Source organism: Rhodococcoides trifolii, assembly GCF_014635345.1.
GTDB classification, from domain to species: Bacteria; Actinomycetota; Actinomycetes; order Mycobacteriales; family Mycobacteriaceae; genus Rhodococcoides; species Rhodococcoides trifolii.
In genome coordinates, this window is record NZ_BMCU01000004.1 from 98,519 (window position 1) to 124,468 (window position 25,950).

Consider the following 25,950-nt stretch of genomic DNA (forward strand, 5'->3'; position numbering starts at 1 on the left):
CCCGAGCGCACCGCCCTGATGCGGGCTCGACTCCTGGACGCAGCGGTCGAGAGCCTCGTCGACCTGGGCTACGCGAAATCGTCCACCCAGGAAATAGCCCGCCGGGCGGGTGTGTCCCGCGGAGCCCAGCTGCACCACTTCCCGACCAAGGAGTCGCTGGTGGTCGCCGCGATCGAGCACCTGGTGCGCAAGCGTCTCGAAGAGTTGGTCACCGTCGACCGCGAAGCCGGCCTCGACATCCTGCTCGACGCGTTCTCCGGTCCGCTCTTCTACGCGGCGCTGGAACTGTGGGTGGCCGCCCGCACCGACCCCGCGCTGCATGCAGCCATGGTTCCGCTCGAGCGCACCGTCACCGAGGCGTTGTCCGAAGGCGGCCGCGAGGTGTTCGGCGACGCGATCAGCGGCGAGGCTCTCGAACTCAGTATCGAACTTGCACGAGGACTGGCGGTGTCGGCGATCTTCCGCACCCCCGAAACGGATTCGACACTCCGGCAGCGGTTGCTCCCGGTGTGGGAAGCGATGGTGATGAAATGACCAGGTACACGGGAAGGCCGGAGGCCGGCCGGACGACGCACTGCAACATGCTGATCGTCGGCGCCGGTTTCGCCGGAATGGCCTTGGCGGCGAGGACTCTGAAGGAAGATCCCTCCGCCGACCTACTCGTCATCGACCGGGGGCACGACGTCGGTGGTACCTGGCGCGACAACACCTACCCCGGCGCCGCCTGCGACGTTCCGACGGTCCTCTACTCCTTCTCGTTCGCGCCGCACGCGGAGTGGTCGCACACGTTCGCGCGGGGACCCGAAATCTACAGCTACCTGCGAAAGGTGGCTGACAACTTCGGAATTCGCGAGCATCTCGTCACGGACTGCGAACTGTTGAGCGCAGAGTGGGACGACACTGCTCAGCAGTGGGACGTCACCACGAGCGTCGGACCCATGACCGCGAAGATTCTCGTCGCCGCGACGGGAACCCTGTCGACGCCGAGCCTCCCGGACGTTCCCGGCCGAGACGAGTTCGTCGGCAGCATGTTCCACTCGGCCACCTGGGACCACGACGTGGACCTGCGGGGCAAGAAGATCGCCGTCGTGGGCACGGGTGCGTCGGCAGTGCAGTTCGTTCCCGAGATCGCCGACGACGCAGAGCATCTGTACGTGTTCCAGCGGACGCCCGCATGGGTGATTCCCCGCGTCGACCGCACCAGGGGCAACCTGGAGCGGTGGGCGTACCGCCGGCTCCCGATCACCCAGAAGTTCATGCGCGGCGCCATCTACGGCTACCGCGAGCTCTACGTCGAGATGATGGCGAAGCGGCCGCGACTGTTGGCGATTGCGCACCGAGTTGCTCAGGCGCACATGCGACTGCAGGTGTCCGACCCACGCCTCCGACGCGAGCTCACCCCCGATTTCGTGATCGGATGCAAGCGCATGCTGCTGTCGAACGACTGGTTGAAGACGCTCGACCGCCCGGACGTCGACCTCGTACCGAGTCGCCTCACCGCCATGACGGAGAACGCCGTCGTCGACGCGGACGGCCGCGAATACCCGGTCGACGCGGTCATCTTCGGCACCGGCTTCACGCCGACGGAACCTCCTGTCGCACATCTGATCACGGGACGCGACGGTCGGACGCTGGCGGAGCGCTGGGCGGGTAGCCCCAGTGCGTTCCGCGGGACGACGATCAGCGGTTTCCCGAACCTGTTCATGATGTACGGACCCAACACCAATCTTTCGCACAGCTCGATCGTCTACATGCTCGAATCGCAGTCGGCCTACATCGAGTCGGCCGTGGAGACGATGGCGGCCCGCGGCATCACCTCCGTCGAGGTCACCGACAGTGCTCAGCGTCGGTACAACGACGATCTCGACAGCCGACTAGAAGGAACGGTGTGGAACACCGGCGGATGCTCGAGTTGGTACCTCGACGCCAGCGGACGCAATTCGGCGATGTGGCCGTCCTTCACCTGGCAGTTCCGGAACCAGACGAAGCACTTCGATCTGGAGAACTACAAGACCCGCACGGCGGAGAAGGTGGTCACGGTATGAGCTTCGACTACGACGTACTCGTCGTCGGATCCGGTTTCGGCGGCAGCGTCTCGGCCCTGCGCCTGACCGAGAAGGGGTACCGCGTCGGCGTGCTCGAAGCGGGGCGACGTTTCGAGGACGACGAACTCCCCAAGACCAGCTGGCGGCTGCGGAAGTACCTGTGGGCACCGGCGTTGGGCTGCTACGGAATTCAGCGTATCCATCTGCTCCCGGACGTTCTGGTGATGGGCGGTGCCGGTGTCGGCGGCGGCTCGCTGAACTACGCCAACACGCTCTACCAACCTCCGTCGTCGGTGTTCGAGGACGACCAGTGGGCCGACATCACGGACTGGGAAGAAGAACTGACGCCGTACTACGACCAAGCGCGCCGGATGCTGGGGGTCGAGGACAACCCCACCATCACGCCCGCCGACAAGGTGATGAGCGACATCGCCAACGAGATGGGCGTCGGGGACACCTTCACCACCACACCGGTCGGCGTCTTCTTCGGAGAAGGCCAGCGCGGCAAGGACATCGCGGACCCGTACTTCGGAGGTGCCGGCCCCGGCCGCACCGCGTGCACCGAGTGCGGGTCGTGCATGACGGGCTGCCGCGTCGGCGCCAAGAACACCCTGGTCAAGAACTACCTGTATCTAGCCGAAAAGGCCGGCGCGCAGGTTCTTCCGCTCACCACGGTGCGCACCGTCCGACCACGGCCCGGCGGCGGTTACGACGTGGTCACCCGCCGAACCGGTGCCAAACTGCGACGGAAGGAGACGGTGTTGACCGCGGAGCAGGTGATCTTCGCCGCCGGCACCTACGGCACACAGAAGCTCATGTTGCACGCCAAGGCAATCGGTGATCTTCCGAAACTGTCGGACAAGCTCGGATCGGTGGTTCGCACGAATTCCGAGGCGGTCCTCGCTGCGACGGCGCACAATCGCGACATCGATTACACCGAAGGTGTCGCCATCACCTCGTCGTTCCATCCGGACGACCACACCCACGTCGAGCCGGTGCGATACGGCAAGGGCAGCAACGCCATCGGACTCCTGCAGACGGTGCTGAGCGACGGCGGCGGTCGCGTACCCCGGCCGCTCAAGACTCTGGGTGTCGCAGTTCGCCACCCTGTGGCTGCGTTCCGCAGTCTGTCCGTCCGCAACTGGTCGGAGCGAACCGTCATCGCGCTGGTGATGCAGACCGACGACAACTCTCTCGAACTCGGAACCAAACGCGGTCGACTCACCAGCCGCAAGGGGCCGGGGGATCCGCCTCCGTCGTGGATACCGCAGGGCCACACGGTGGTCCGCAAGGCCGCGGAGAAGATCGGAGGCGACCCCGGTGGATCGTTCGCCGACGTCGTGAACATTCCGATGACCGCGCACTTCCTGGGCGGCTGCGTCATCGGGTCGTCCTCCGAACGCGGTGTGATCGACGGCTACCAACGCGCGTACGGGTACGAGGGTCTGCACGTCGTCGACGGCTCGTCGGTCAGCGCCAACCTGGGCGTCAACCCGTCGCTCACCATCACCGCGCAGGCGGAGCGCGCAATGGCGTTGTGGCCCAACAAGGGTGAGGTGGACTCACGCCCACCGGTGGGTGCGGGGTACCGCCCCACCAAGGCCGTGAAACCGGACCGCCCTGTCGTCCCGGAGCATGCATCCGGTGCCCTTCGGTTGCCGCTCTTCGTCGTGAACAAGTGAGGTGACGGCCATGTGGAGCGTTGCCGAATCGACCGTCGACGAGAACCGGACACTGCCGGTGAGCCCGCCTCCACCCTGGCCGGCCCCGGTGCGCGCCACCGTCTGGTGGCACCGGGCCACCGACGACGCTCGGTCCATCGGTCCGAAGAATTCCCTTCCTATCACCGTGGGCGCCGTCATCGACTACCTCGACTCGCCGGTGGGGCCGTACCGAGAGATCCTCGCGAGTCCCACCACGGTCAAACCGGGGCGCGGACTCGGACCGCTGCCCCGCGTCGCGATCCCGTTCATCGCCGTCGACTCGGACGCCTCGGTGCACGGCGGACGCACGCATTGGAACCTGCCCAAGGTTCTGGCCGAGTTCACGGGTGACGTTCTCGGTGAGGCGGGGGCGCAGGGCGAGGGATGGTCCGTCAGTACTGCGTCCATACCCGTGGGTCCGACGTTCCCGGTGATCGGTTCCACCGGATTCGCGCAGCCGACGACGGGTGGGCTGCTGCTCGCCAGTGGCCGCATGCGCGGTCGAGCACGCTTCGCCAAGGTCACTGTGACCAGCGACGGCCCCACGCTGGGCACGTGGCTACCGCCCGGCACCTACCGCGGGATACAGGTCGTGTCGGGGAAAATTGTGACCGGGCCGGCGAGGAACCTCCCCCAGCCGCGGTGACACCGCAAATTGAGCCCCCGTCCTCACGTTTCGACCCGACGCTGACGGGAACCCTGGAAGTGTCTTCGACACAAGAGGAGGGGCGTCAACATGACCAAGCCCACCACCAGCAATTCAGGCATTCCGGTCGCCAGCGACGATCAGTCGCTCACCGCAGGTACGCAGGGCCCGATCCTGCTCCACGATCACTACCTCATCGAGAAGATGGCGCAGTTCAACCGCGAACGTGTCCCGGAGCGTGTCGTGCACGCCAAGGGCGCGGGTGCGTTCGGCGAACTCGTCATCACCGGTGACATCAGCAAGTACACCAAGGCCAAGGTGCTCCAGCCGGGCGCGAAGACCGAGATGCTGGCGCGTTTCTCCACCGTCGCCGGCGAGCAGGGCAGCCCCGACACGTGGCGCGACCCGCGCGGATTTTCGCTGAAGTTCTATACCGACGAGGGCAACTGGGACATGGTGGGCAACAACACGCCCGTGTTCTTCGTCAAGGATCCGCTCAAGTTCCAGGACTTCATCCGGAGTCAGAAGCGCATGCCCGACTCCGGCCTGCGTGACAACAACATGCAGTGGGACTTCTGGACCCTGTCGCCCGAGTCGGCGCACCAGGTGACCTGGCTGATGGGTGACCGCGGCATTCCGAAGTCGTTCCGCCATATGGACGGGTTCGGTTCGCACACGTACCAGCTCATCGCCGAGGACGGCACCAAGACCTGGGTGAAGTTCCACTTCAAGACCGATCAGGGCATCGAGTTCTTGACGCAGGACAAGGCAGACGAAGTCGCGGGCACGTCCCCCGATCATCACCGCCAAGACCTGTTCGGGTCCATCAAGAACGGCGATTTCCCCAGCTGGACACTGAAGGTTCAGCTGATGCCGTACGACGAGGCCGAGAACTACAAGTACAACCCGTTCGACCTCACCAAGGTCTGGTCGCAGAAGGACTACCCGTTGATCGAGGTCGGCAAGATGACCTTGAACCGCAACCCGGAGAACTTCTTCGCACAAATCGAGCAGAGCTCGTTCGAGCCGTCGAACCTGGTGCCCGGAATCGGCGCCAGCCCGGACAAGATGCTGCTCGGCCGCATCTTCTCCTACGCCGACGCTCATCGCTACCGCATCGGTGCCAACTACGCGCAGCTGCCGGTGAACGCCCCGAAGTCCGAGGTCAACTCGTACTCCAAGGACGGGAACATGCGCTACGCGTACAACTCGGCGTCCACACCGGTGTATGCACCGAACTCGTTCGGTGGCCCGGCTGCGGACACCAACAAGTACGGCGACGACGGCGAGTGGGACTTCGAGCCCCGCTTCGTGCGCACCGGATACGTCGAGCACCCCGAGGACGGTGACTTCGTCCAGGCCGGCAACCTGGTCCGGGAGACCATGGACGACGCGCAGCGTGAGCGGTTGGTCGGCAACATCGTCGGTCACGTGCTCAACGGAGTGGCCGAGCCCGTGCTCTCGCGGGTGTTCGAGTACTGGACCAACGTCGATCCCGAGCTCGGCAAGAAGGTCGAGGAGGGCGTCCGCTCCCAGCAGGATCAGACGGCCCCCACCACCGGAGCCGGCGCGGTCGACGACCCCGCCGACGAGGCCGCGAAGGTCTGATCGGTAGACGACGACGAGCCCCGCGACCACACGGTCGCGGGGCTTTGTCGTGGAATATGCGGGAAGGCCGGAGGCCGGCCGGTCTGGAATGATGAGCCTATGACCAATCCCATCACCAGCACGCTCGACGCAGGACAGCAGAAGATCGCCGGAGACGCCCTGCAGGGCACCGTCGTCGACCTGATCGACCTCTCTCTCATCGGTAAGCAGGCCCACTGGAACGTCATCGGCAAGAACTTCCGGTCCGTGCACCTCGCTTTGGACGAATTGGTTACGGCCGCACGTGAATTCACCGACGCGGCCGCCGAGCGCGCCACCGCGATCGGCGTGAGTCCGGACGGTCGCGCGGGCACCGTCGCCGCGGACTCGGGCGCCAAGGGTGTCGACGCCGGCTGGACCAAGGACGGGGACGTCACCGACGCCATCGTGTCCAACCTGACCGCCGTCGTCGAGCGGCTCCGCGGCCGCGTCGCGGACACCGCGGACGCCGATCCGGTCACCCAGGACCTGCTGATCGGGATCACCGCTCGTCTCGAGCAGCTGCACTGGATGTGGCAGGCGCAGAGCGCCTAGGGTGCGCTCGCGGGCGAAGATCATCGACGCGACTCTCGGTCTGATCGCCGACGAGGGCTTTCGAGGCGTGTCCATCGCCTCGGTGGCCCTCGCGGCGGGGGTGTCACGCCAGACCGTCTACTCGGTGTTCGGGACACGCGAGGATCTCGTCAGTCAGTCGATGATCGCGCTCGCCTCGGAGGTCTTCGCCGAGATCCGCCAGTCGCTCGAATCGATCGGTGATCCTGCGGAGTTCGTGGTCGAGCTCATCGTCGTCGCTCGGACCACGGTGCGCGCCCATCCGGTGCTGGCCACGCTGCTCAGGGGCGACGCGGACAACCCTCTCAACGAGGACGACGTGATCGAGCGAGCGAAACCGATTGCCTACGAGATACTTTCGCCGATGAAGGCGATGCACCCGGACATCGAGCCGATGATGGACGACATCCTCCAGATGGGCGTGCGCCTCGCCCTGTCCGTCATTCTCTTCGACGACGCCACGATCCGGGCGGACGACGACCTCCGCAGGTTCCTGTTCCGGTGGCTCGCCCCCGCTCTCCCGCGCAAACCTTGACACTTTCGACGAATACTGTCTAGTTTGAGCTCACCAGTCGCGTCGGCGGCTCGAGAGTGGGGGCTCAACTCATGCGCGATGTCTCGCGTCGTTCGTTCATCACCGGTGCCGCAGCGGTCGGCGCCACACTGGCCGTCGCACCTCGTGTTGCGGCTCGTCCCGCGCGGGTTCGGCTGACGCGTGAGGACTACCGCGTGGTCGTGATCGGTTCCGGTTTCGGCGGGGGCGTCACCGCGCTGCGGTTGGCGGAAGCCGGTGTGCCCGTTCTCGTTCTGGAGCGCGGTCGGCGATGGCCCTCGGGTCCGAATTCGACCACGTTCCCGGTGGCGACGGCGCCGGACAAGCGAATTCTCTGGTACGGATCGGCGAAGAATCTGTTCGGTCGTCCGATCGACGTCGCGCCGTACGTCGGCTTGGTCGAGGCGGTGCCGGGGGAGAACATGACCGCGCTCTGCGCAGCGGGCGTGGGCGGCGGTTCGCTTGTCTATCAGGGGATGACATTGCAGCCGAGCGAAGCGGCCTTCGCCACGCAATTCCCCTCGTCGCTCGACTGGAACGAGCTGAACCGCACCCACTATCCGCGGGTCGCGCGCATGTTGCAACTGGCCGTCGCCCCGGACGAGCTTATCGACAGTGAAACCTACGCCGCGCCGAGACTGTTCGCGCAGAACGTGATTCGTGCCGGTCTACCGGTGTCGAAGATTCCGATGCCGATCGATTGGAACTACGCACTGGACGAAGTGCGCGGTCGAATGACGCCGTCCTACACCAACGGTGACGGTGCGCTCGGGGTGAACAACGGCGGAAAACACTCGGTCGACGTCACCTACATCGCTGCGGCCGAAGCCACCGGTCTGGTGGACGTGCAGACCCAGCACAACGTGACCGACGTCGAACGCGCCCCGGACGGACGGTGGACCGTGCGCGTCGACCGCACCGACGAGACGGGACGAGTGCTCGAGAACAAGATCCTCACCACAACGACCCTGGTGATGGCGGCCGGGACCATGAACACGACCCGGCTGTTGATGCGCGCCGCCGCCACCGGCGGCATACCCGACATGCCCGACGGTCTCGGAACGGGCTGGGGGAGCAACGCGGACCGAATCTACCTGTGGACCAGCCTGTCTCAGGACTTCGGCCCGGTACAGGGTGGCCCTGTGGTCTACGGGAGCCTCAACTGGGACGATGCGCCGAACGCGCACACGGTCATTCAGGCGTCCATTCCGCCGCTGGGCATCAACCCGCGGAGCACGGTCGTCGTCGGCTACGGAGTCAGCAACGCGCGCGGTCGATTCGAGTACGACGCCCGACGCGACGACGCGATCCTGCGCTGGCCGCGGGAGGGAGACGCGGCCATTCAGAACGGGTTCATCGATCCGACCGTTCGCCGCATCACCGGTCCCGACTCCATCCTGACCGACACGAACGCGATCTTTCCTTCCACCTGGCATCCGCTGGGTGGAGCGGCGATGGGCACGGTGTGCGATCTCGAGGGTCGGGTGCTCGGGCAGCGAGGCCTGTACGTGCTCGACGGTGCGCTGATGCCCGGCAACACCGCAGCGTGCAACCCGTCCATGACGATTGCCGCCGTCGCGGAACGGGCTCTCGATCGCATCGTGGCCTCCGACGTGGGCGCCACCGTCTGACGGGTTCGATCGGCCCCCCGCCGGGTACAGGTGGTACATGACTGTCACCACCGATACCGGTCGGGATGCTGCCTCTCTTCGCGTCGACGGCTACACGGGTATCGAGAACTACGCAGCCATCGGCGACGGCAGGACCGTCGCCTTGATCGCACTCGACGGCCGAATCGACTGGTTTCCCGTCCCCAACTTGGACACACCGCCGGTGTTCGCGGCACTGCTCGACGCGGAACACGGTGGGTACATCGAGCTCTGCCCGGTCGATACCTTCTCCGCCGAGCGGCACTACGTGGTCGGCACCAACGTGCTCGAGACGACGTTCACCACGCCGACCGGCTCGGTGCGGGTGACCGATTCGCTGAACACCGGGGTCGCCGGACGACTGCCGTGGAGCGAGCTGGGGAGGCGCGTCGACGGTGTCACCGGCTCCGTGCCGATGAAGTGGATGGTCGCGCCAGGTACCTGCCTGGGGAGCGCGTCACCGTGGCTCTACGACACCGTTCACGGCAGGATCCTGCGCGTCGACGGTCTCAACCTCGGCGTGCGCACGCTGGGGCTCGGCGACGGCGACGTCGACGTCGATTCTCAGTCGATCGGCGGAACGTTCACGGCCGCGCAGGGTGAGCGGTATCTGATCGGTTTGGTCGGTACCGAGACGGAGCCCCTGTTCCTGCCCACGCCCGAGAACGTCGACTCCGGTATCGATCGGACGATTCGGAACTGGCAGCTGTGGTCGGAAGAATTCCGGTACGACGGGCCGTGGTCCGATCAGGTCCACCGCAGTGCGCTCGCCCTGAAGTTGTTGATACACAGTCCCTCCGGATCGGTAGCGGCTGCCGCCACGACGTCACTGCCCGAACGCTGGGCCGGCGGCAAGAACTGGGACTACCGCTACGCCTGGGTTCGTGACACCGCCTACACGCTGCGGGCGCTCATTCGTTTCGGCCTCCGCGAGGAAGTGCACGCCGCCGTGGCGTGGTTGCTGAAGATCATTCGGCTCAACGACGAACTGACGCAAGTCTTCTACACCCTCGGCGGTGAGATGCCCGGTGGTTCGGAGAAGCCGGACGTGCCGGGCTGGCGCGGAATCGGGCCGGTGGTCGGCGGAAACGACGCCGCGTCGCAGCTGCAGCAGGGCATCTTCGGGGATCTGTTCGACATCGTCTCCCTGTACGTCGACGCCGGCAACATCCTCGACGCGCCCACGGGGAGATTGCTGGCCAACATCGCCGACACCACCTGCGACATCTGGCAGAAGCGCGACGCCGGCTTGTGGGAACTCCCGCAGGAACGGCACTACACGTCGTCGAAGATGGGGTGTTGGCAAGCGCTCGACCGCGCCGTACACCTCGTCGAGCAAGGCCAGATTCCCGGACTCGCCGACCGGTGGATCGCCGAGCGCGATCGCATCGCCACCTGGATCGACGAGAACTGTTGGTCCGAGAGCGCACAGGCGTACGTCTGGTATCCCGGAAGCGACGAACTCGACGCGTCGGTGCTGCTGCACGCCGGTAGCGGGTGCGTCGAACCGAAGCGCATGTCCGCCACGATCGATGCGATCCGCCGCGAACTCGGAGACGGTGATTTCGTTTATCGATATTCGGGTATGGAGACCGTGGAGGGAACCTTCGTCGCCTGCGCGTTCTGGGTGGTGTCGGCGCTCGCCGAAGTAGGTCGCGAAGCAGAGGCGACCGAACTCATGGACCGGCTCGCCGTAGCGGGAAACGACGTCGGGCTGTGGGCCGAGATGGTCGACGTCGACCGAGAGTGCTTCCTGGGCAACTTTCCTCAGGGCCTGTCTCATCTGGCGTTGATCAACGCCGCGCTGACGATCGCAGACGATCACGATCACGCAAAAGAAGTCTAGGAGAGTCGTATGGATCTAGGAATCAAGGGCAAGCGCGCGGTCGTCACCGGCGCCGACTCCGGAATCGGCTGGGAGACAACCCGAATGCTGATCGAAGAAGGCGTGCGGGTGATGGTGACCGACGTCGACCTCGAACGGCTGGAAAAGGCGGTCGAAGAACTGAATGCCCCCGCCGGCACCGTCGCGGCCATCAAAGCTGATATCACCGTTCCCGAGGACGTCGAGCGGTTGCACAGCGCCGCCGTGGAAGCACTCGGAGGCGTCGACATTCTGGTCAACTGCGCCGGGGTGACCGGCGCGCAGGGACTGTTTCACGAGATCGACGACGACGGCTGGAACTCCACCATCGAGATCGACCTGCTGGGCCCGGTCCGCGTGGTGCGTGCCTTCCTCCCCGAACTGCGAGCGAACGGCTGGGGCCGCATCGTGCTCGCCGCATCCGAGGACGCCGTGCAGCCGTACGTCGACGAGCTTCCGTACTGCGCAGCGAAGGCCGGCATTCTGTCGCTGGTCAAGGGATTGTCCAAAACCTATGCGTCCGAAGGTGTTCTGGTCAACGCGGTGTCACCCGCGTTCATCCATACCCCGATGACCGACAAGATGATGGAGAAGCGCGCGGAGGAGAACGGTACCGACTTCGACGAGGCCGTCTCCAGCTTTCTCGACGAGGAACGTCCGCTCATGGAACTGAAGCGCCGCGGGACACCCGCCGAGGTGGCGTCCGTGATCACGTTCCTGTGCTCCGAGCAGGCCAGTTTCGTCAACGGATCCAACTACCGGGTCGACTCCGGTTCCGTCGCAACGATTTAGGAGAAGCGCCATGACCAACTTCGGATACACGCTGATGACCGAGCAGAGCGGTCCCAAAGAGCTGGTGAAGTATGCCGTCGCCGCGGAGGACGCCGGTTTCGACTTCGAGGTATCGAGCGACCACTTCTCCCCGTGGCTCGCTGCGCAGGGACACGCCCCCTACGCATGGACGGTGCTGGGCGCGGTGGCGCACGCGACGTCGCGAGTACAGCTCTACACCTACGTCACGGCCCCGACCATTCGCTACCACCCGGTGATCGTCGCCCAGAAGGCGGCGACGCTGCAGATCCTCGCCGACGGCCGTTTCACCCTGGGCCTGGGCAGCGGCGAGAACCTCAACGAGCACGTCGTCGGCGAAGGATGGCCGTCGATCGACATGCGCCAGGACATGTTCCACGAGGCACTGCAGATCATCCGAGAGATGCAGAGCGGCGAACTCGTCACCTGGGCGGGCGAGCACTACCGCGTCGACTCGGCCCGGCTCTGGGACACCCCGGACGTTCCGCTCGAGATCGCCGTGGCGGTGTCGGGTGACAAGTCCATCGAGCGCTTCGCCCCGCTCGCAGAACATCTCGTCGCGGTCGAGCCCAAGGCAGAGCTCGTCGAGAAGTGGAACTCGGTGCACCCCGGCGGCGATGCCAGCAAGAAGATCGGGCAGATTCCGATTTCGTGGGATCCCGACGAGAAGGCTGCCACCGAGCGCGCACACGAGCAGTTCCGCTGGTTCGCCGGAGGGTGGAAGGTGAACGCGGACCTGCCGACCACTGCCGGGTTCGCCGGAGCCACCCAGTTCGTACGTCCCGAAGACGTCGCCGAGACCATCCCGTGCGGACCGGATCTCGACAACATCGTCGAGAAGGTCAAGCCCTACTGGGAGGCCGGTTTCACCGACATCGCTCTCGTCCAGATCGGGGACGCGACCCAGGACCGCTTCCTCGCCGAGGTAGCCGGACCGCTTCTGGAGAAACTGCGCACAGCGTCGGGTAGCTGACGGTACAAAGGTCGAATGGGCCCGCTCGCGTTCCGAACCCCGACGTTGTTCGAGGTGGGACGTGGGCGGGCCGATCGTTGGGAGAAGCACAACGCGGAGACGTTGATCGCCCTGGAATGCCACAGCGAGGGGCCGTTCCGGGCCCTCGAAGCCAACCTGCAACTCGACCGCGTGCACCTGGCGCTGGTCCGTGCCGATCACCATCGCGTCGACCGATCCGCCGCGCTCGTCGAGTCTCACCCGAGCGACTCGATCGCGATCTACGCGGTTCTGGCCGGCCGCTCGGTCATCGATGGGGCGGTCGGGCGCAGCACCGTCACCGCAGGTCAGGTCATTGCGCTCGACCCCGACGCACCCTTCGCTCGCGACTTCGACGGCGGAGTCCACGAGCTGGTGGTCAAGGTGCCACGATCCGTGCTCGGCGACGTCGACCTGACCGCCCCGCTGATCTCCGACGACATCTACTCGCGCGCGCTGATCGCGTCCGTCTCGCGCGCCGTCCGCCGCACCGAAGCGCCGTCGCCCGACGAGGACACCATCCTCGACCTCGTGCTGGCCGTCGCTACCGGTGGGCGCGCAGAAGCAACCGTGATGCGCCGCGCCGCCGCACGCGCCTTCGTCGACCGGCATTTCGCCGACGCTGACCTGTCGGCCGCCGACGTGGCTGCGGGCGTCGGCATCAGCGAACGGCAACTCTCACGCGTGTTCGCCGCGGCGGGTACGTCGGTTCCCCGCTACGTCCTCGGACGGCGACTCGACGCCGCCTACGCGCTCCTGCTCCGCTCTCCCGAACTCACGACCGGGGTGGTGGCCGCCCGGTGCGGGTTCACCTCGACGGCTCATTTCTCGCGATCGTTCGTCGGGCGGTTCGGTGTTCATGCGGGCCGCGTGAACACGCGGTGATGCTCATTTCCGCCATCGATGTTCGACTTCCTTTCCCTCGAGGTCTGTGACGGCCGACACTCGGCTGCATACCTCGGAAAGGATTCCCCATGCCAGTGTTCGACGATGGTCAGGCCGACACCGCAGTGCCGGAGAACGCAACCGTCACCACCGACGTTCTCGTGGTGGGTTCGGGACCCGCCGGCGCGTCCGCAGCACTGATGCTCTCCACACTGGGCATCGACAACATCATGATCACCAAGTACCGGTGGACGGCCAACACGCCGCGTGCCCACATCACCAATCAGCGGTCGATGGAAATCTTCCGCGACCTCGGAATTGCCGATCAGGTTCTCGCCGACGCCACCCCGCACCACATGGTGGGCGACACGGTGTTCTGCACCTCGATCAACGGCGAGGAAATCGGCCGAATCCGAACGTGGGGAACGCATCCCGCGCGGGAGGCGGATTACCAGTTGGCATCCCCGATGCTGACCGTCGATGTCCCGCAGAACTTCCTCGAACCGATCCTGGTCCGTAACGCGTCGATGCGAGGGACGCACAGCCGATTCTCGACGGAGTACGTCTCCCACGTGCAGGACGCGGACGGGGTCAATGTTGCAGTGCGGGACCGGCTCACGGGCCACGAATACACGATCCGCGCGAAGTATCTGATCGGTGCCGACGGCGCCCGGTCCAAGGTCGCCGCCGACATCGACCTGCCGTACGAGGGCAGGATGGACATCGCCGGTTCGATGAACATCACGTTCAAGGCCGACATCGAGGCGCACGTCGGTCACCGACCGTCGGTGCTGTACTGGGTGATTCAGCCCGGATCGAACGTCGGCGGTATCGGCGCCGGGCTGGTTCGGATGGTGCGGCCGTGGAACGAATGGCTGATCGTGTGGGGATACGACATCGCCGGCGACCCGCCCGTCGTCGACGAGGCTGCGGCCACACAGATCGTGCGCAACCTGTTGGGCATGCCCGATCTCGACGTCGAGATCACGGGAACGTCGTTGTGGGGCAACAACGAGATGTTCGCAACCGAACTGTCGAAAGGCCGGGTCTTCTGCGCCGGCGACGCGATACATCGCCACCCGCCGAGCAACGGCCTGGGTTCCAACACGTCGGTCCAGGATTCGTACAACCTCGCGTGGAAGCTTGCGGCAGTGCTGAAGGGGCAGGCGGACCCATCGCTGCTCGATACCTACACCGACGAACGGGCACCCGTCGCACGGCGCATCGTCACCCGCGCCAACAAGTCCAGCCGAGAGTTCGCCGACATCTTCGTCGCACTCGGTGTCACCGAAGCCAAGACGGAGCAGGAGATGGTCGAGCGCATCGAAGAGCGTAAGGCCGACACCCCTGAGGGGCTTGCGAAGCGTGCGGCGCTGAAGAAGGCAATGGAACTGAAGAACTACGAATTCAACGCTCACGGTGTCGAATTGGGCCAGTTCTACACCTCTGCAGCCATCGTCAACGACGACGGTTCCCAGCCGCCGACGCCCACTCGTGACACCGATCTCTACCACGAGATGTCGACGGTCCCGGGCTCGCATCTCCCGCACGCGTGGGTCGGCGACAGCCGGAGCACCGTCGCGGTCATGGACCTCGCCCCCTACACTCGGTGGACTCTCATCACCGGAATCGCGGGGCAGACATGGGCTTCCGCGGGCGCCGAGATTGCCGGTGAACTCGGAATCGACCTCGAGACCGTCGTCATCGGACCCGGCCGAGGGGTCACGGATCTGTACTTCGACTGGGCTTCGCTCCGAGAGGTCGAGGAGAGCGGCGTGCTGCTCGTGCGACCCGACAAGCACATCGCGTGGCGATCGACGTCGCTGCCCGAGAGTCCGGCGGCCGCTCTACGTGCAGCCTTGTCGAGCATCCTGGGGTCTCGTTGATGCGTTTCGACCACGTCACGCTTGCGCAGCGAGTGTCGTTCGCGCCCAACGGTGCACAGGGCAAGCTTGCCGAAGAGATCGGCGCCCTCGGTGCGACGCGTGTGATGGTGATCGCGTCGCCGCGCGACACGGAGACCGCGCATCGCATCGCCGCCGACATCGAGGTGGCGGCATGGCATCACGAGGTGGTCATGCACGTTCCCGTCGACGTCGCGGACAGGGCCCGAACGGTGGCCGCCGAGCACGGCGTCGACGCACTCGTGTGCATCGGCGGGGGATCCGCGACCGGTCTCGCCAAAGCCGTTGCGCTGACCACGGGTATCCCCATCGTCGCCGTCCCGACGACGTACGCGGGATCCGAAGCAACGGACGTCTGGGGCCTGACCGACAACGGCACGAAGACGACCGGCGTCGACGCACGGGTGCTGCCCGTCGCCGTCGTGTACGACTCGTCGTTGACGATGTCCCTGCCGGTGGACCTGAGCATCTCGTCGGGGCTCAATGCGCTCGCGCACTGCGTCGATGCTCTCTGGGGTCCCCGCGTCGATCCGATCGACACCGCTCTTGCGTCGGAAGCCATGCGCGCGTTACGGATCGGACTGTCCGACGTGTCCGCGGGACGCGACCAACTGTTGTACGGCGCGTACCTCGCCGCGGTGTCGTTCGCGTCGACCGGTTCCGGCTTGCACCACAAGATCTGCCACGTCCTCGGGGGCATGTTCGATCTCCCGCACGCGCAGACCCATGCCGTGGTGCTGCCGCACGTCCTGGCGTTCAACGCACCGAACGCACCGGACGCCGCCGCTCGGGTCGCGGCCGCGTTCGATACCCACGATTCGGTCACCGGTCTCGTCGATCTGTACCGGCGACTCGACGCTCCGCGCTCCCTGCAGGAGCTGGGCATGCCCCGAGACGGAATTCCGCAGGCAACGAAAGCCGTTCTGGCAGTAGCCCCTCCGAGTAATCCCACCCCGGTCACCGAGCAGAACATCACCGCCCTGTTGGAGGCGGCGTGGAAAGGAACTGACCCCTCATGACGGAAGCACAGGATGCGCGCGAGGTCGAGCTGATCGAACGCGTCGAAGCGTCCTTCGCCGGGTGCGACAACGACAGGCTGCGCGAGGTGATGCAGGCGTCGGTGCGGCACCTGCACGCGTTCATGCGTGAGGTACGACCCACCGAAGCCGAATGGACCACGGCCATCGAGTTCCTCACCGCCGTCGGACACATCACCGACGACCGGCGGCAGGAATTCATCCTGCTGTCCGACGTCCTCGGCGTGTCCATGCAGACCATCGCGATCAACAACCCCGCGTACGCGAACGCAACGGAGGCAACGGTGTTCGGACCGTTCTTCGTCGACGACAGCCCCGCCGTGGAACTCGGCGGCGACATCGGAGGCGGCGCGTCCGGTGAGCCGTGCTGGGTCGAGGGCACCGTCACCGACGTCGACGGCCGACCGATCTCCGGTGCCCGGATCGAGGTGTGGGAGGCGGACGAGGACGGGTTCTACGACGTGCAGTACGACGACGACCGCACTGCCGGCCGCGGGCACCTCATCTCCGACGACGACGGCACGTACCGCTTCTGGGGTGTGACGCCGACGCCTTACCCCATTCCGCACGACGGCCCCGTCGGCAAGATGCTCGAGGCAGTCGGGCGGTCACCGATGCGCGCGTCGCACCTGCACTTCAAGGTGGACGCTCCGGGCATGCGCTCTCTCGTCACGCACATCTTCGTGCGCGGAGACGAGCTGCTCGCGTCGGATTCGGTGTTCGGGGTGAAGGATTCGCTGGTGAAGGACTTCGTGCGGCACACCGGCGAACCCACTCCGGACGGTCGCGAGGCGCCCGAGTGGTCGTCCGTCACCTTCGATATCGTGCTGGCCCCGGCAGGTTAGAGCGCGGGCCCTCGTACGGCGTCGTGCGGGGGAGTATCGCTGTCCTGCGCAAACTTTCGCTGCAGCGTCTCGGAATTGAGCAGCATGTTCAGCAGAATGGCGGTCAAGGCGCCGGCGCTGATGCCGGAGTCGAAGATGGTCTGGAACCACGTCGGGAAGTCTTCGTAGAGAGTGGGACTCACCGTCGGGAGAAGGCCGACTCCCACCGAGATGGCCACCACCAGGACGTTGGTGTTGTTGAACCGGACCTGGCTGAGTGTGCGCACCCCGCTCGCGGCGACCATGCCGAACAGCGCGATCCCGGCGCCGCCGAGGACGGACAGTGGGACACCTTCGACGACGGCGCCCAGTTTGGGCAGGATTCCCAGCAGGATCAGGATGATGCCCGCGAAGGATGCGACGTGTCTCGTCTTGACGCCGGTGATGGCGACGAGGCCGACGTTCTGCGCAAAGGCGGTGTAGGGGAAGGTGTTGAACACGCCGCCGAGCACCGTGGACAGTCCGTCCGCACGGAGTCCGTCCGACAGTTGCCGCGGCTCGACCTTCTTGTCGACGATCTCTCCGACGGCCAGAATGTCGCCGGTCGTCTCCGTCATGATCACCAGCGCGACGATGAGCATCGAGATGATCGCCGTGATCTGAAAGCTCGGCAGCCCGAAGTGGAACGGCATGGTGATGCCGACCCAGTTCTGCTCGCTCACTCCACTGAAATCCGTCATGCCGAACGGAACCGCCACCACGGTGCCGATGACGAGGCCGATGAGAATGGACAGCCGCTTGATCGCCTCCGGGCCGAACCGCTCGAGCGCGATGATGACGATCAACGTGAACGCGCCCAGCCCGATGTTCGCGGGTGACCCGAAGTCCTCCGTGACGCCTGGTGTCCCGCCGCCGAACCAGTTGGCCGCGACGGGCATCAAGGACAGGCCGATGATGAGAATGACGGTGCCGGTGACCAGGGGCGGAAACAGATGCAGAAGTCTGCCGAACACCGGTGCCAGCAACATCATGAAGATGCCCGAGGCGATCACCGACCCGTAGATGGCGGTGATGCCGTACTGGGACCCGATGGTGATCATCGGTGCGACGGCAGCGAAGGTACAGCCCTGCATCAGCGGGAGTCGAACGCCGAACCGCCAGAAGCCGATCGCCTGAATCAGCGTGGCGATACCGGCGACGAACAGGTCGGCGGTGATCAGGTACGGCAGATCCGACGATTGCAACTTCCCTTGTGCCACAAGCGCTCCGCCGACGATCAGCGGCACGGCGACGGCACCGGCGTACATCGCGAGTACGTGTTGCAGGCCGAGCGGCGCGAGTTTGGCGAGGGGCGGGATGTCGTCCACGGGGTGCTTACCCTGGTGACCGCCGGTGATGACCTTCGTCAGAGAAACCATCGGGTCAGTCTGCGCGCTGTCCGTTTCGTCTGTCCGGCGTTCGGGTTACGACAGCGCTACAGGGGTCAGGGGGCCAACGTCCCGACGTTCTTCGAAATCGACGACGTGAGAACTTTCCCCACGACCGCGGCGAGGCCGGGTAGGGGTGCGTCGAAACCGACCGTGTAGTCGAGCGCCGTGCCACCGTCGGCGGTGGGTGTGAGCACTTGCTTGCCCCAGTGGCCCCGCAAGATGCCGCCCTTGCTGATGCGGTACTCGATCAACGAGTTCGGCTCCGACGTCGTGACGGTCTCGTCGAACGCCGGCAATGGCCCGACCTTCAGCGCACGCGTGGAGCCGACGCCGTTGCGGGAGGTGTCACCGTCGCGAACGCGGGTGATTTTCGCGCCGAACAGAGGACCGAGGTTCTCGTGTTCGCCCAGTGCGGCGAACACGGTGTCGGGGGGCGAGGTGAAGGTATGGGTGACGTGGACTCGGGTGGGGGCAGGCATGGACTCGATGATGTCAGGTGAGAACACGAAAAAGCCCCGGCTCGAAAGCCGGGGCTTCTTTTCGTGTCTCAACCACGAGTCGGGGTGGCGGGATTCGAACCCACGACCTCTTCGTCCCGAACGAAGCGCGCTACCAAGCTGCGCCACACCCCGTGTTTGGCAGACGACGAAGTCTATCGCACCACGGCTTCGGAACGCGAAACGCCCTCGTCGGAACCGCTTTCCGCACGGCGATGGGGAGCCGGAGTCAGCGTCAGCAACGTCGCCTCGGGGCGGCAGCAGAACCGAGCAGGCGCATACGGCGACGTGCCGATGCCCGCCGACACGTGCAGCTGCGTGTGGGCACCCCAGCGCGACGGCCCCTTGACGCGAGAGCGGTCGATCTCGCAGTTGGTGACGAGCGCACCGTAGAACGGAACACAGAGCTGCCCGCCGTGCGTGTGTCCGGCGAGGACGAGGTCGTATCCGTCGGCAGCGAAGCGGTCGAGAACGCGCGGCTCCGGCGAGTGCGTGATGCCCAGGGTCAGATCCGCGACAGGGTTCGGCACTCCGGCGATGGTGTCGTACCGATCACGCTTGAGGTGCGGATCATCGACGCCGGCCGTGGCGATGCGAACGCCGGCCACCTCGAGCTCACGCTTGGTGTGAGTGACGTCGAGCCATCCACGCTCGGTGAACGCGGCGCGCAGATCCTGCCAGGGCAACGGCTCGCCGAAGACCTTCTTGTGGCTCTTCTTGAAGTACTTGAGGGGATTCTTCGGCTTCGGCGCGAAGTAGTCGTTGGAGCCGAAGACGAACAGACCGGGACGCGCCAACAGCGACCCAAGAGACTGCACGACGGCCGGAACCGAACGCTGGTGAGACAGGTTGTCGCCCGTGTTCACCACGAGATCCGGTTCGAGACGGTCGAGCTCGCGAAGCCAGTTCTGCTTCATCCGCTGGTTCGGCATCATGTGCAGGTCGCTGATGTGCAGCACGCGGATCGTCTGCGACCCGGGCGCGAGAACGGGCATCGTGGCTTCGCGGAGCGTGAACGCGTTGCGCTCGATCAGCGTGGCGTAGGCCAGGCCGGCAGTTGCCGATCCGGCTGCGGCCAAAGCGACACGCGCAGGAGTCGAAGTGGTGACTATCGATTTGCCGGACACCTCGACGACGATACCGTTTCCCACCATGGCCGAGAATTCTGATTTCGAAAAGCGCCTCAGGGCGGACCTCACCACCTCGATGAAGGCGAAGAACTCCGTACGCACCGGAACGCTGCGCATGCTCATCTCGGCAGTCATCGCCGAGAAGGTGTCCGGCAAGGAAGCACACGAACTCTCCGACGACGACATCCTCAAGGTGCTCGCGAAGGAATCGAAGAAGCGCGGCGAGTCGGCGCAGATCTACATCGACAACGGCCGCCAGGAACTGGCGGACAAAGAGGTGGCCGAAGCCGCCATCATCGACGAGTACCTACCCACACCCCTCTCCGACGACGAACTCGGAGCGATCGTCGACACCGCGATCGCGCAGGTCACGACGGACCTCGGCGAGCCCCCGGCCATGCGTCAGATGGGCCAGGTCATGAAGATTGCCACCGGCCTCGCAGAAGGCAAGGCCGACGGCTCCCGCATTTCCGGGGCCGTCAAAGCACGACTCTCCTGACTATCGGGGCGGCGCCGTCAGGCCGGGTATCGCCGGAATCGTGATGCCCGGCGGCAGCGCCGGGATCGTGATTCCCGGTGCCGGCGACGGCGGCGCCTCGCGCACCGAACCGTCGCTGACGTAGATGGTCACCGTCGACCCGGGGATTGCCGATCCGGACGGTGACACGCTCGCCACGGTGCCGGCTCGCTGCGACGACGCGGTGCTCGAGACCTGAACCTGGAAACCGGCCGCCTGCAGCTGCGCGGTGGCCGAGCTCTGGCTCAGTCCGGCGACGTTGGGGACCTGTCCGTTGGCAGAGCCGCGGACGAACTTCTGATCGACCGCGGGAAGCGAGATGTCGCCGAAGTTCGTGGCGATCGGTTCCATCGCGTCGAACCAGGTTCGGGCCGGTTCGTTACCGCCGAAGAGGCTGCCGGATCCACATTGACGCAGCGGGAACGAGCAGATCTCGCTCGGGGTGGGTGAGTCGCCGTAGGTGTAGACGGCGGCCGCGTAGCGGTTGGTGAAGCCCAGGAACCCGGACGAGCGGTTGGACTCGGTAGTTCCGGTCTTGCCCGACATGGGGAGGTTCCAGCCGACGGATCCTGCCGCGGAGGCCGACGTGCCGCCCGCTTGGTCGTCCTTGCTCATCGCGACGGCGAGGGTGTTGGCCAGGCCGGGGTCGACCACCTGCTCACATGCCTGCTGAGTGATGGGGACGGGCTTGCCGTACCGGTCGAAGATCGAGTCGATCGGGTTCGGTGGGCACCACTTGCCGCTGGACGCCAGGGTCGCTGCGACGTTCGACAGTTCGAGCGGGTTCACGTACGTGGGCCCGAGCGTGAACGAACCGAGATTCTGCGACTTCTGGAAGTCGGCCATGGACTGGTCGTCGCCCTGACCGGCGGACCCGGGATCGGCGTAGGACCGCAGTCCGAGGCGCACGGCCATGTCGACCGTCGGGGTGACGCCGACGGATTCGATCAGCTTGACGAAGGCCGTGTTGGGCGACTGCGCCAACGCGTCGCTCACCGACAGCGAACCCGGATAGTTGCCCGCGTTCGTCACGCAGTACGTCGCGGCGGGGCAACCTCGCGCTCCACCGTCACCGAGACCCTTGACCTCGACGCGGGGCGGTACCTGGAGGACGGCGCTGGTGCCCAGTCCCTTCTCCATCGCCGCGGCGGTGGTGAAGACCTTGAAGATCGAGCCTGCGCCGTTACCGACCAGTGAATGTGGCTGTGGTTGAACGGTTTCGTCGTCGTCGCCATTGAGCCCGTAGGTGCGAGAACTTCCCATCGCGAGCACGCGGTGCGAGTCCTGGCCGGGCGCAATCACGTTCATGACGGTCGCGACGCCGCTGACGGTGGGGCTGGTGTTCTCGACCAGAGCGGCCTTGGTGGACGCCTGGACAACCGGATCGAGGGTGGTCTTGATCAGGTATCCGCCCTTGTCGACCTGTTCCTTGCTGATACCGGCATTCGCGAGGTACTCGAGGGCGTAGTCGCAGAAGAAACCGCGGTCACCGGCCGCGATGCAGCCGCGCGGCAGCTGCTCGGGGGTGGGCAGAACACCGAGCGGCTCCGCCTTGGCGGCCTGGATCTCGGCGGCGCGGTCCGGGATGTTCTGGATCATCGTGTCGAGCACGGTGTTTCGTCGATCGAGAACGCCCTCTGGGTTGGTGTAGGGGTTCAGGGCCGAGCTGGACTGCACCATTCCGGCGAGCATCGCCGACTGCGTGAGGTTGAGCTGGCTCGCATCGATACCGAAGTAGGTACGTGCGGCGTCCTGGATGCCGTAGGAGGAGTTACCGAACGGCACCAGGTTGAGGTAGCGGGTGAGGATCTCGTCCTTGGTCAGCTTCTTGTCGAGCGTCAGCGCCATGCGGATCTCGCGGATCTTGCGGGCGGGGGTGGTCTCGATGGCTGCGCGACGCTCGGCGTCGGTCTTGGCGACGACGAGTAGCTGGTAGTTCTTCACGTACTGCTGATCGAGTGTGGATGCACCCTGCTGAACTTCGCCGCTGGTGGTGTTGGTGAGAAACGCGCGCAGAGTGCCCTGCCAGTCGACGCCCTGATGCTCGGCGAACCGCCGGTCCTCGATCGAGACGATGGCGAGCTTCATCTCGTTGGAGATCCGATCGCTCGGCACCTCGAACCGTCGCTGCTCGTAGAGCCACGCGATGGGATTGCCCGCGACGTCGGTCATCGTGGAGACCGCCGGCACCGTTCCCTCGACGAGTTCGGCGGAGACGTTGTCCACGGTGTCCGCAGCGCGATTGGACGCGAGTCCGAAGCCTCCGGCCAGAGGGAACATCACCCCGGCCAGCAGCGCACCTGCCAGAGCCGAACATCCTGCGAGCCTGGCGACTGTTTTTCCGATCGACACGTCTACAAGGTACCTGGGCGGCGGAAATGGGCTAATTCGTCGGCGTGAGCACGGGCGTACCAGAAAATCGGGCCCCCGGCTTGCCTACGTCACAACCTTTACCCTAGATTGAAGCTCGACGGTGTGATTCAGCTAACAGTCGCATCGGAAAGTGGGGCGTCCCGCAGTTCGATGTGCTGCTGAGCTGCTGGAACGCCGGTGAACGTCCTTGGGTGGTGTTCGCAGAGATAGAGGGGTCTTCAATGCATACAGAGATGACGAACGCGTCGGTCGAGATCGGCGAAGCGGAGGCGCGTATCGCCTGGGTCGCCAAAGCGCGATGCCGGGGAGTCGACCCCGATCAGTTGTTCGTCCGGGGGGCGGCCCAGCGCAAGGCAGCGACGATTTGCCGTCACTGCCCCGTGCTGATGCAGTGCGGTGCCGACGCTCTGGACAACCGTGTCGAGTTCGGCGTGTGGGGCGGCATGACCGAGCGTCAGCGCCGGGCCCTGATCAAGCAGCACCCGGAAGTGGATTCGTGGGCCGAGTTCTTCGAGACCCAACGCCACCACCAGGCAGCTATCTGAGATCGGCTTGTTCGACCCCGGTCTGCTCGACCCCGGTCTATTCGGCCCTGGTCAGCTGGTCGGCCACCGCTCGCAGCGCGTCCAGATCGGACACCTCGAACGGAAGTGACGGGACACCCACCACCGGAACCTGGGGGTGGGCAGCGGTGAACCGTCGCAGCAGGCCGATCTCGCGCTTGGCCGTCACTGCCCGGTTGGCGTGCACCCGCAGAATCCCCGCCGTCAACGGGTCACTGTCCTGAAGTTGATCGGCGGCCGTGACGGCATGGTCCGCGGACAATCCGCTCAGAGTCGGGTGCGTCCGGTTCAACACCAAGCCCGCGAGTGGCATCTTCTCTTCCGACAGACGGTCGACGAAGAACGACGCCTCACGAAGCGCGTCCGGCTCCGCGGCGGCAACCACCAAGAAATAGGTGCCGTCCTGGCGCAGCAGGTCGTATGTGTGGCGGGCACGCTCGCGGAACCCGCCGAACATCGAGTCCAGTGACTGCACGAAAGCCGAAGCGTCCGACAGCATTTCGCTGCCGACGATGGACGAGACGCCGCGCATCGCGAGGCTGACTGCGCCGGTGACGACGCGGCTGATCCCGCGGCCCGGAGCCATCAACAACTTGATCATGCGCCCGTCGAGGAACGACCCGAGACGCTGCGGTGCATCGAGAAAGTCCAAGGCATTCCGTGACGGTGGAGTGTCGACGACCACGAGATCCCAGTCGCCGCTCGACGCCAACTGTCCCAACTTTTCCATCGCCATGTACTCCTGCGTGCCCGAAAACGACGACGCCACAGTCTGATAGAACGGATTGTCCAGAATCTGGCGTGCCTTGTCGGGGGTCGAGTGCTCGAGCACCATCTCGTCGAACGTGCGCCGCATGTTCAGCATCATCGCGTGCAGTTCGCCGGTGCCGCTGGGGCCCAGCTTCACCGGCTGCGGATTGTTGTCCAGCTCGCCCACCCCGAGCGCCTGCGCCAGGCGACGGGCGGGATCGATGGTGAGAACCACGACGCGTCGGCCGTCTTCCGCCGCGCGCAACGCCATCGCCGCCGCCGTGGTGGTCTTGCCGACGCCGCCACTGCCGCAACAGACGACGATCCGCGTCGACGAATCTTGCAGGATCTTCGATACATCCAACGTTGTCATTTGACGCCCTGTTCGGTCAGCTGCGCGGCGAGTTCGTAGAGCCCGCCCAGATCCATTCCGTCGGGAAGCATCCTGAGCGCCATGCGCGCCACCTTCAGCTCGTGCAGGCGGCGGGCGCTCTCGTCCTGCGCGGCCAAGGTCGACGCGTGTTCGATCGACTCGGTCAGCAAACCGGCGAAGTCCTTCTCCGACAACGAGATTCCGGCTTCTTTCAGGCTCGCTTCGACGGTGGCCGCGTCGATGTTGCCGTCGGCGGCCGCGGCCAGTTGCTCACGGGGGATGAACGATTCCTCCGTGCGGTTGACGATGACGGTCCCCAGTCGGAGATCGGCGGCTTCGAGCTCGGCGACCGCGTCGGCCGTCTCCTGCACCGGAAGTGCTTCCAGCAGGGTGACCAGGTGCACCAGCGTCTCCTCGGAGTGGAGCAGTCGCACCACGCCCTCGCTCTGCGAACGGATGGGACCGCCCTTGGCCAGGTCCGACATCGCCTTCGTCACGTCGAGAAAGTTCCCGATGCGGCCCGTCGGTGGTGAGTCGACGACCACCTCGTCGTACGCCCTCCTACCCGACTTGTCGGTGCGCACCACGCACTCCTTGACCTTGCCGGTGAGCAACACGTCTCGCAGTCCGGGCGCGATCGTGGTTGCGAACTCGATTGCACCCACGCGGCGCATGGCGCGCCCGGCGAAGCCGAGGTTGTAGAACATGTCGAGGTACTCGAGGAACGCCGTCTCGATGTCGACGGCCAGGGCGTAGACCTCACCGCCGCCGTCCGCCGCCGCCACCTTGGTCTCGACCGGTGCGAGCGGGGGAACGTCGAAAAGTTGGGCGATGCCCTGGCGGCCCTCGACCTCGACCAGCAGAACTTTCCGGCCGCCGGCGGCGAGCGAGAGCGCCAACGCCGCTGCAACGGTCGATTTTCCGGTGCCGCCCTTGCCGGATACGAAATGCAGGCGAGCCCGGTCGGCCTTGGCGGGCCAACCGGTGGTGTCGACAGTGGAGGTCACAGATCCCAGCGTAGCGATAGGCTTCATCCTCATGAGCGCATCGACGACGTGGGAATACTTCACCGCCCCCCTGCTGATCCACAACACCAAGACCATCCTCGACAACTTCGGATCCGACGGGTGGGAACTGGTGACGGTTCTGCCCGGCCCGACGGGCGAGCAGCTGGTCGCGTACTTCAAGCGTCCGAAGAGCTGACCGC

The 25,950-nt window shown here is 65.6% G+C and carries 24 protein-coding genes and 1 tRNA gene; 18 read left to right on the forward strand and 7 right to left on the reverse strand.

The genetic code is table 11. The features are described from left to right. The first annotated feature begins 18 nt into the window (after positions 1–18). The 15 genes from IEW02_RS18045 (at position 19) to IEW02_RS18115 (ending at position 17,131) form a co-directional block, all read left to right on the forward strand. Positions 19–534 (forward strand): TetR/AcrR family transcriptional regulator, encoded by a 516-nt coding sequence (locus IEW02_RS18045; protein WP_188546612.1) that lies wholly within the window; start codon positions 19–21, stop codon positions 532–534. Further along, the gene (locus IEW02_RS18050) at positions 531–2,045 is read left to right on the forward strand and encodes a flavin-containing monooxygenase (protein ID WP_188546281.1); all 1,515 of its coding nucleotides are present in this window, start codon (positions 531–533) and stop codon (positions 2,043–2,045) included. Before IEW02_RS18045 ends, IEW02_RS18050 begins: the two co-directional genes overlap by 4 nt. Further along, entirely contained in the window at positions 2,042–3,727 is a 1,686-nt protein-coding gene (locus tag IEW02_RS18055) for a GMC family oxidoreductase N-terminal domain-containing protein (RefSeq protein WP_188546282.1), read from the forward strand. The genes IEW02_RS18050 and IEW02_RS18055 overlap by 4 nt, the downstream gene beginning before the upstream one ends. 10 nt (positions 3,728–3,737) lie before the next feature. Next, on the forward strand, positions 3,738–4,394 hold the full coding sequence (locus IEW02_RS18060; protein WP_188546283.1) for a hypothetical protein: 657 nt from the start codon (positions 3,738–3,740) through the stop codon (positions 4,392–4,394). Between the two features lie 90 nt (positions 4,395–4,484). Next, positions 4,485–6,002: a catalase gene (locus IEW02_RS18065; RefSeq protein WP_188546284.1), complete on the forward strand. Its 1,518-nt coding sequence runs from the start codon at positions 4,485–4,487 to the stop codon at positions 6,000–6,002. 99 nt (positions 6,003–6,101) lie between these two features. Beyond that, positions 6,102–6,575, forward strand: coding sequence for a Dps family protein (locus tag IEW02_RS18070; protein ID WP_188546285.1), 474 nt, complete (start codon positions 6,102–6,104; stop codon positions 6,573–6,575). Between the two features lies 1 nt (position 6,576). Next, positions 6,577–7,128 carry a TetR/AcrR family transcriptional regulator gene (locus IEW02_RS18075; protein ID WP_188546286.1) on the forward strand — a complete coding sequence of 184 codons (552 nt, stop codon included), beginning with the start codon at positions 6,577–6,579 and terminating at the stop codon, positions 7,126–7,128. Positions 7,129–7,199: 71 nt separating this feature from the next. Then, the gene (locus IEW02_RS18080) at positions 7,200–8,777 is read left to right on the forward strand and encodes a GMC oxidoreductase (RefSeq protein ID WP_188546287.1); all 1,578 of its coding nucleotides are present in this window, start codon (positions 7,200–7,202) and stop codon (positions 8,775–8,777) included. Between the two features lie 37 nt (positions 8,778–8,814). After that, positions 8,815–10,641 carry a glycoside hydrolase family 15 protein gene (locus tag IEW02_RS18085; RefSeq protein WP_188546288.1) on the forward strand — a complete coding sequence of 609 codons (1,827 nt, stop codon included), beginning with the start codon at positions 8,815–8,817 and terminating at the stop codon, positions 10,639–10,641. A gap of 9 nt (positions 10,642–10,650) precedes the next feature. Beyond that, the gene (locus tag IEW02_RS18090; protein ID WP_188546289.1) at positions 10,651–11,451 is read left to right on the forward strand and encodes an SDR family NAD(P)-dependent oxidoreductase; all 801 of its coding nucleotides are present in this window, start codon (positions 10,651–10,653) and stop codon (positions 11,449–11,451) included. Positions 11,452–11,461: 10 nt separating this feature from the next. Next, entirely contained in the window at positions 11,462–12,442 is a 981-nt protein-coding gene (locus tag IEW02_RS18095; protein WP_188546290.1) for an LLM class F420-dependent oxidoreductase, read from the forward strand. A gap of 15 nt (positions 12,443–12,457) precedes the next feature. Then, positions 12,458–13,345: a helix-turn-helix transcriptional regulator gene (locus tag IEW02_RS18100; RefSeq protein ID WP_188546291.1), complete on the forward strand. Its 888-nt coding sequence runs from the start codon at positions 12,458–12,460 to the stop codon at positions 13,343–13,345. Between the two features lie 89 nt (positions 13,346–13,434). Further along, a complete protein-coding gene (locus tag IEW02_RS18105; RefSeq protein ID WP_188546292.1) occupies positions 13,435–15,231 on the forward strand; it encodes an FAD-dependent oxidoreductase in 1,797 nt (598 codons plus the stop codon). Next, a complete protein-coding gene (locus tag IEW02_RS18110) occupies positions 15,231–16,268 on the forward strand; it encodes a maleylacetate reductase (protein WP_188546293.1) in 1,038 nt (345 codons plus the stop codon). Before IEW02_RS18105 ends, IEW02_RS18110 begins: the two co-directional genes overlap by 1 nt. Further along, positions 16,265–17,131, forward strand: a complete 867-nt coding sequence (locus tag IEW02_RS18115; RefSeq protein ID WP_188546294.1) for a hydroxyquinol 1,2-dioxygenase — start codon at positions 16,265–16,267, stop codon at positions 17,129–17,131. The genes IEW02_RS18110 and IEW02_RS18115 overlap by 4 nt, the downstream gene beginning before the upstream one ends. On the opposite strand, the gene IEW02_RS18120 is transcribed toward IEW02_RS18115, so the two are convergent. From IEW02_RS18120 to IEW02_RS18135, 4 genes are all read right to left on the reverse strand, one after another. Next, positions 17,128–18,528 (reverse strand): nucleobase:cation symporter-2 family protein, encoded by a 1,401-nt coding sequence (locus IEW02_RS18120; RefSeq protein ID WP_188546295.1) that lies wholly within the window; start codon positions 18,526–18,528, stop codon positions 17,128–17,130. The two genes, IEW02_RS18115 and IEW02_RS18120, sit on opposite strands and share 4 nt — an antisense overlap. A gap of 65 nt (positions 18,529–18,593) precedes the next feature. Further along, positions 18,594–19,019, reverse strand: coding sequence for an SRPBCC family protein (locus tag IEW02_RS18125; RefSeq protein ID WP_188546296.1), 426 nt, complete (start codon positions 19,017–19,019; stop codon positions 18,594–18,596). A 79-nt stretch (positions 19,020–19,098) separates the two neighbouring features. Further along, positions 19,099–19,172: transfer RNA gene (locus IEW02_RS18130), tRNA-Pro, on the reverse strand. Positions 19,173–19,192: 20 nt separating this feature from the next. Beyond that, complete coding sequence (locus IEW02_RS18135) at positions 19,193–20,191, reverse strand: metallophosphoesterase (protein WP_188546297.1); 999 nt, start codon at positions 20,189–20,191, stop codon at positions 19,193–19,195. On the opposite strand from IEW02_RS18135, the gene IEW02_RS18140 reads away from it, so the two are divergent. After that, the gene (locus IEW02_RS18140) at positions 20,190–20,666 is read left to right on the forward strand and encodes a GatB/YqeY domain-containing protein (protein ID WP_188546298.1); all 477 of its coding nucleotides are present in this window, start codon (positions 20,190–20,192) and stop codon (positions 20,664–20,666) included. The two genes, IEW02_RS18135 and IEW02_RS18140, sit on opposite strands and share 2 nt — an antisense overlap. Here the strand turns inward: IEW02_RS18140 and IEW02_RS18145 are convergent, their stop codons facing one another. Further along, positions 20,667–23,036: a penicillin-binding protein gene (locus IEW02_RS18145; protein WP_308933194.1), complete on the reverse strand. Its 2,370-nt coding sequence runs from the start codon at positions 23,034–23,036 to the stop codon at positions 20,667–20,669. It lies immediately after the preceding gene. A gap of 254 nt (positions 23,037–23,290) precedes the next feature. Here IEW02_RS18145 and IEW02_RS18150 point away from each other — a divergent pair, with 254 nt between their 5' ends. Then, positions 23,291–23,602 (forward strand): WhiB family transcriptional regulator, encoded by a 312-nt coding sequence (locus tag IEW02_RS18150; protein ID WP_229746140.1) that lies wholly within the window; start codon positions 23,291–23,293, stop codon positions 23,600–23,602. 37 nt (positions 23,603–23,639) lie between these two features. Here the strand turns inward: IEW02_RS18150 and bagB are convergent, their stop codons facing one another. Together bagB and bagA are read right to left on the reverse strand one after the other, a co-directional pair. After that, positions 23,640–24,743 carry an ATPase BagB gene (gene bagB / locus IEW02_RS18155; protein WP_188546300.1) on the reverse strand — a complete coding sequence of 368 codons (1,104 nt, stop codon included), beginning with the start codon at positions 24,741–24,743 and terminating at the stop codon, positions 23,640–23,642. Further along, the gene (gene bagA / locus IEW02_RS18160) at positions 24,740–25,750 is read right to left on the reverse strand and encodes an ATPase BagA (protein ID WP_229746141.1); all 1,011 of its coding nucleotides are present in this window, start codon (positions 25,748–25,750) and stop codon (positions 24,740–24,742) included. The genes bagB and bagA overlap by 4 nt, the downstream gene beginning before the upstream one ends. 31 nt (positions 25,751–25,781) lie before the next feature. Here bagA and sp36 point away from each other — a divergent pair, with 31 nt between their 5' ends. Next, entirely contained in the window at positions 25,782–25,946 is a 165-nt protein-coding gene (gene sp36 / locus IEW02_RS18165; protein WP_188546302.1) for a Sp36 family protein, read from the forward strand. Positions 25,947–25,950 lie beyond the last annotated feature (4 nt).

Excerpts from the sequence above, each read along its gene's own strand:
- IEW02_RS18045 (WP_188546612.1), top strand. The coding sequence starts at position 19 with ATGCGGGCTCGACTCCTGGACGCAGCGGTCGAGAGCCTCGTCGACCTG.
- IEW02_RS18050 (WP_188546281.1), top strand. The coding sequence starts at position 531 with ATGACCAGGTACACGGGAAGGCCGGAGGCCGGCCGGACGACGCACTGC.
- IEW02_RS18055 (WP_188546282.1), top strand. The coding sequence starts at position 2,042 with ATGAGCTTCGACTACGACGTACTCGTCGTCGGATCCGGTTTCGGCGGC.
- IEW02_RS18060 (WP_188546283.1), top strand. The coding sequence starts at position 3,738 with ATGTGGAGCGTTGCCGAATCGACCGTCGACGAGAACCGGACACTGCCG.
- IEW02_RS18065 (WP_188546284.1), top strand. The coding sequence starts at position 4,485 with ATGACCAAGCCCACCACCAGCAATTCAGGCATTCCGGTCGCCAGCGAC.
- IEW02_RS18070 (WP_188546285.1), top strand. The coding sequence starts at position 6,102 with ATGACCAATCCCATCACCAGCACGCTCGACGCAGGACAGCAGAAGATC.
- IEW02_RS18080 (WP_188546287.1), top strand. The coding sequence starts at position 7,200 with ATGCGCGATGTCTCGCGTCGTTCGTTCATCACCGGTGCCGCAGCGGTC.
- IEW02_RS18085 (WP_188546288.1), top strand. The coding sequence starts at position 8,815 with ATGACTGTCACCACCGATACCGGTCGGGATGCTGCCTCTCTTCGCGTC.
- IEW02_RS18090 (WP_188546289.1), top strand. The coding sequence starts at position 10,651 with ATGGATCTAGGAATCAAGGGCAAGCGCGCGGTCGTCACCGGCGCCGAC.
- IEW02_RS18095 (WP_188546290.1), top strand. The coding sequence starts at position 11,462 with ATGACCAACTTCGGATACACGCTGATGACCGAGCAGAGCGGTCCCAAA.
- IEW02_RS18100 (WP_188546291.1), top strand. The coding sequence starts at position 12,458 with ATGGGCCCGCTCGCGTTCCGAACCCCGACGTTGTTCGAGGTGGGACGT.
- IEW02_RS18105 (WP_188546292.1), top strand. The coding sequence starts at position 13,435 with ATGCCAGTGTTCGACGATGGTCAGGCCGACACCGCAGTGCCGGAGAAC.
- IEW02_RS18110 (WP_188546293.1), top strand. The coding sequence starts at position 15,231 with ATGCGTTTCGACCACGTCACGCTTGCGCAGCGAGTGTCGTTCGCGCCC.
- IEW02_RS18115 (WP_188546294.1), top strand. The coding sequence starts at position 16,265 with ATGACGGAAGCACAGGATGCGCGCGAGGTCGAGCTGATCGAACGCGTC.
- IEW02_RS18120 (WP_188546295.1), bottom strand. The coding sequence starts at position 18,528 with ATGGTTTCTCTGACGAAGGTCATCACCGGCGGTCACCAGGGTAAGCAC.
- IEW02_RS18125 (WP_188546296.1), bottom strand. The coding sequence starts at position 19,019 with ATGCCTGCCCCCACCCGAGTCCACGTCACCCATACCTTCACCTCGCCC.
- IEW02_RS18140 (WP_188546298.1), top strand. The coding sequence starts at position 20,190 with ATGGCCGAGAATTCTGATTTCGAAAAGCGCCTCAGGGCGGACCTCACC.
- IEW02_RS18135 (WP_188546297.1), bottom strand. The coding sequence starts at position 20,191 with ATGGTGGGAAACGGTATCGTCGTCGAGGTGTCCGGCAAATCGATAGTC.
- IEW02_RS18150 (WP_229746140.1), top strand. The coding sequence starts at position 23,291 with ATGACGAACGCGTCGGTCGAGATCGGCGAAGCGGAGGCGCGTATCGCC.
- bagB (WP_188546300.1), bottom strand. The coding sequence starts at position 24,743 with ATGACAACGTTGGATGTATCGAAGATCCTGCAAGATTCGTCGACGCGG.
- sp36 (WP_188546302.1), top strand. The coding sequence starts at position 25,782 with ATGAGCGCATCGACGACGTGGGAATACTTCACCGCCCCCCTGCTGATC.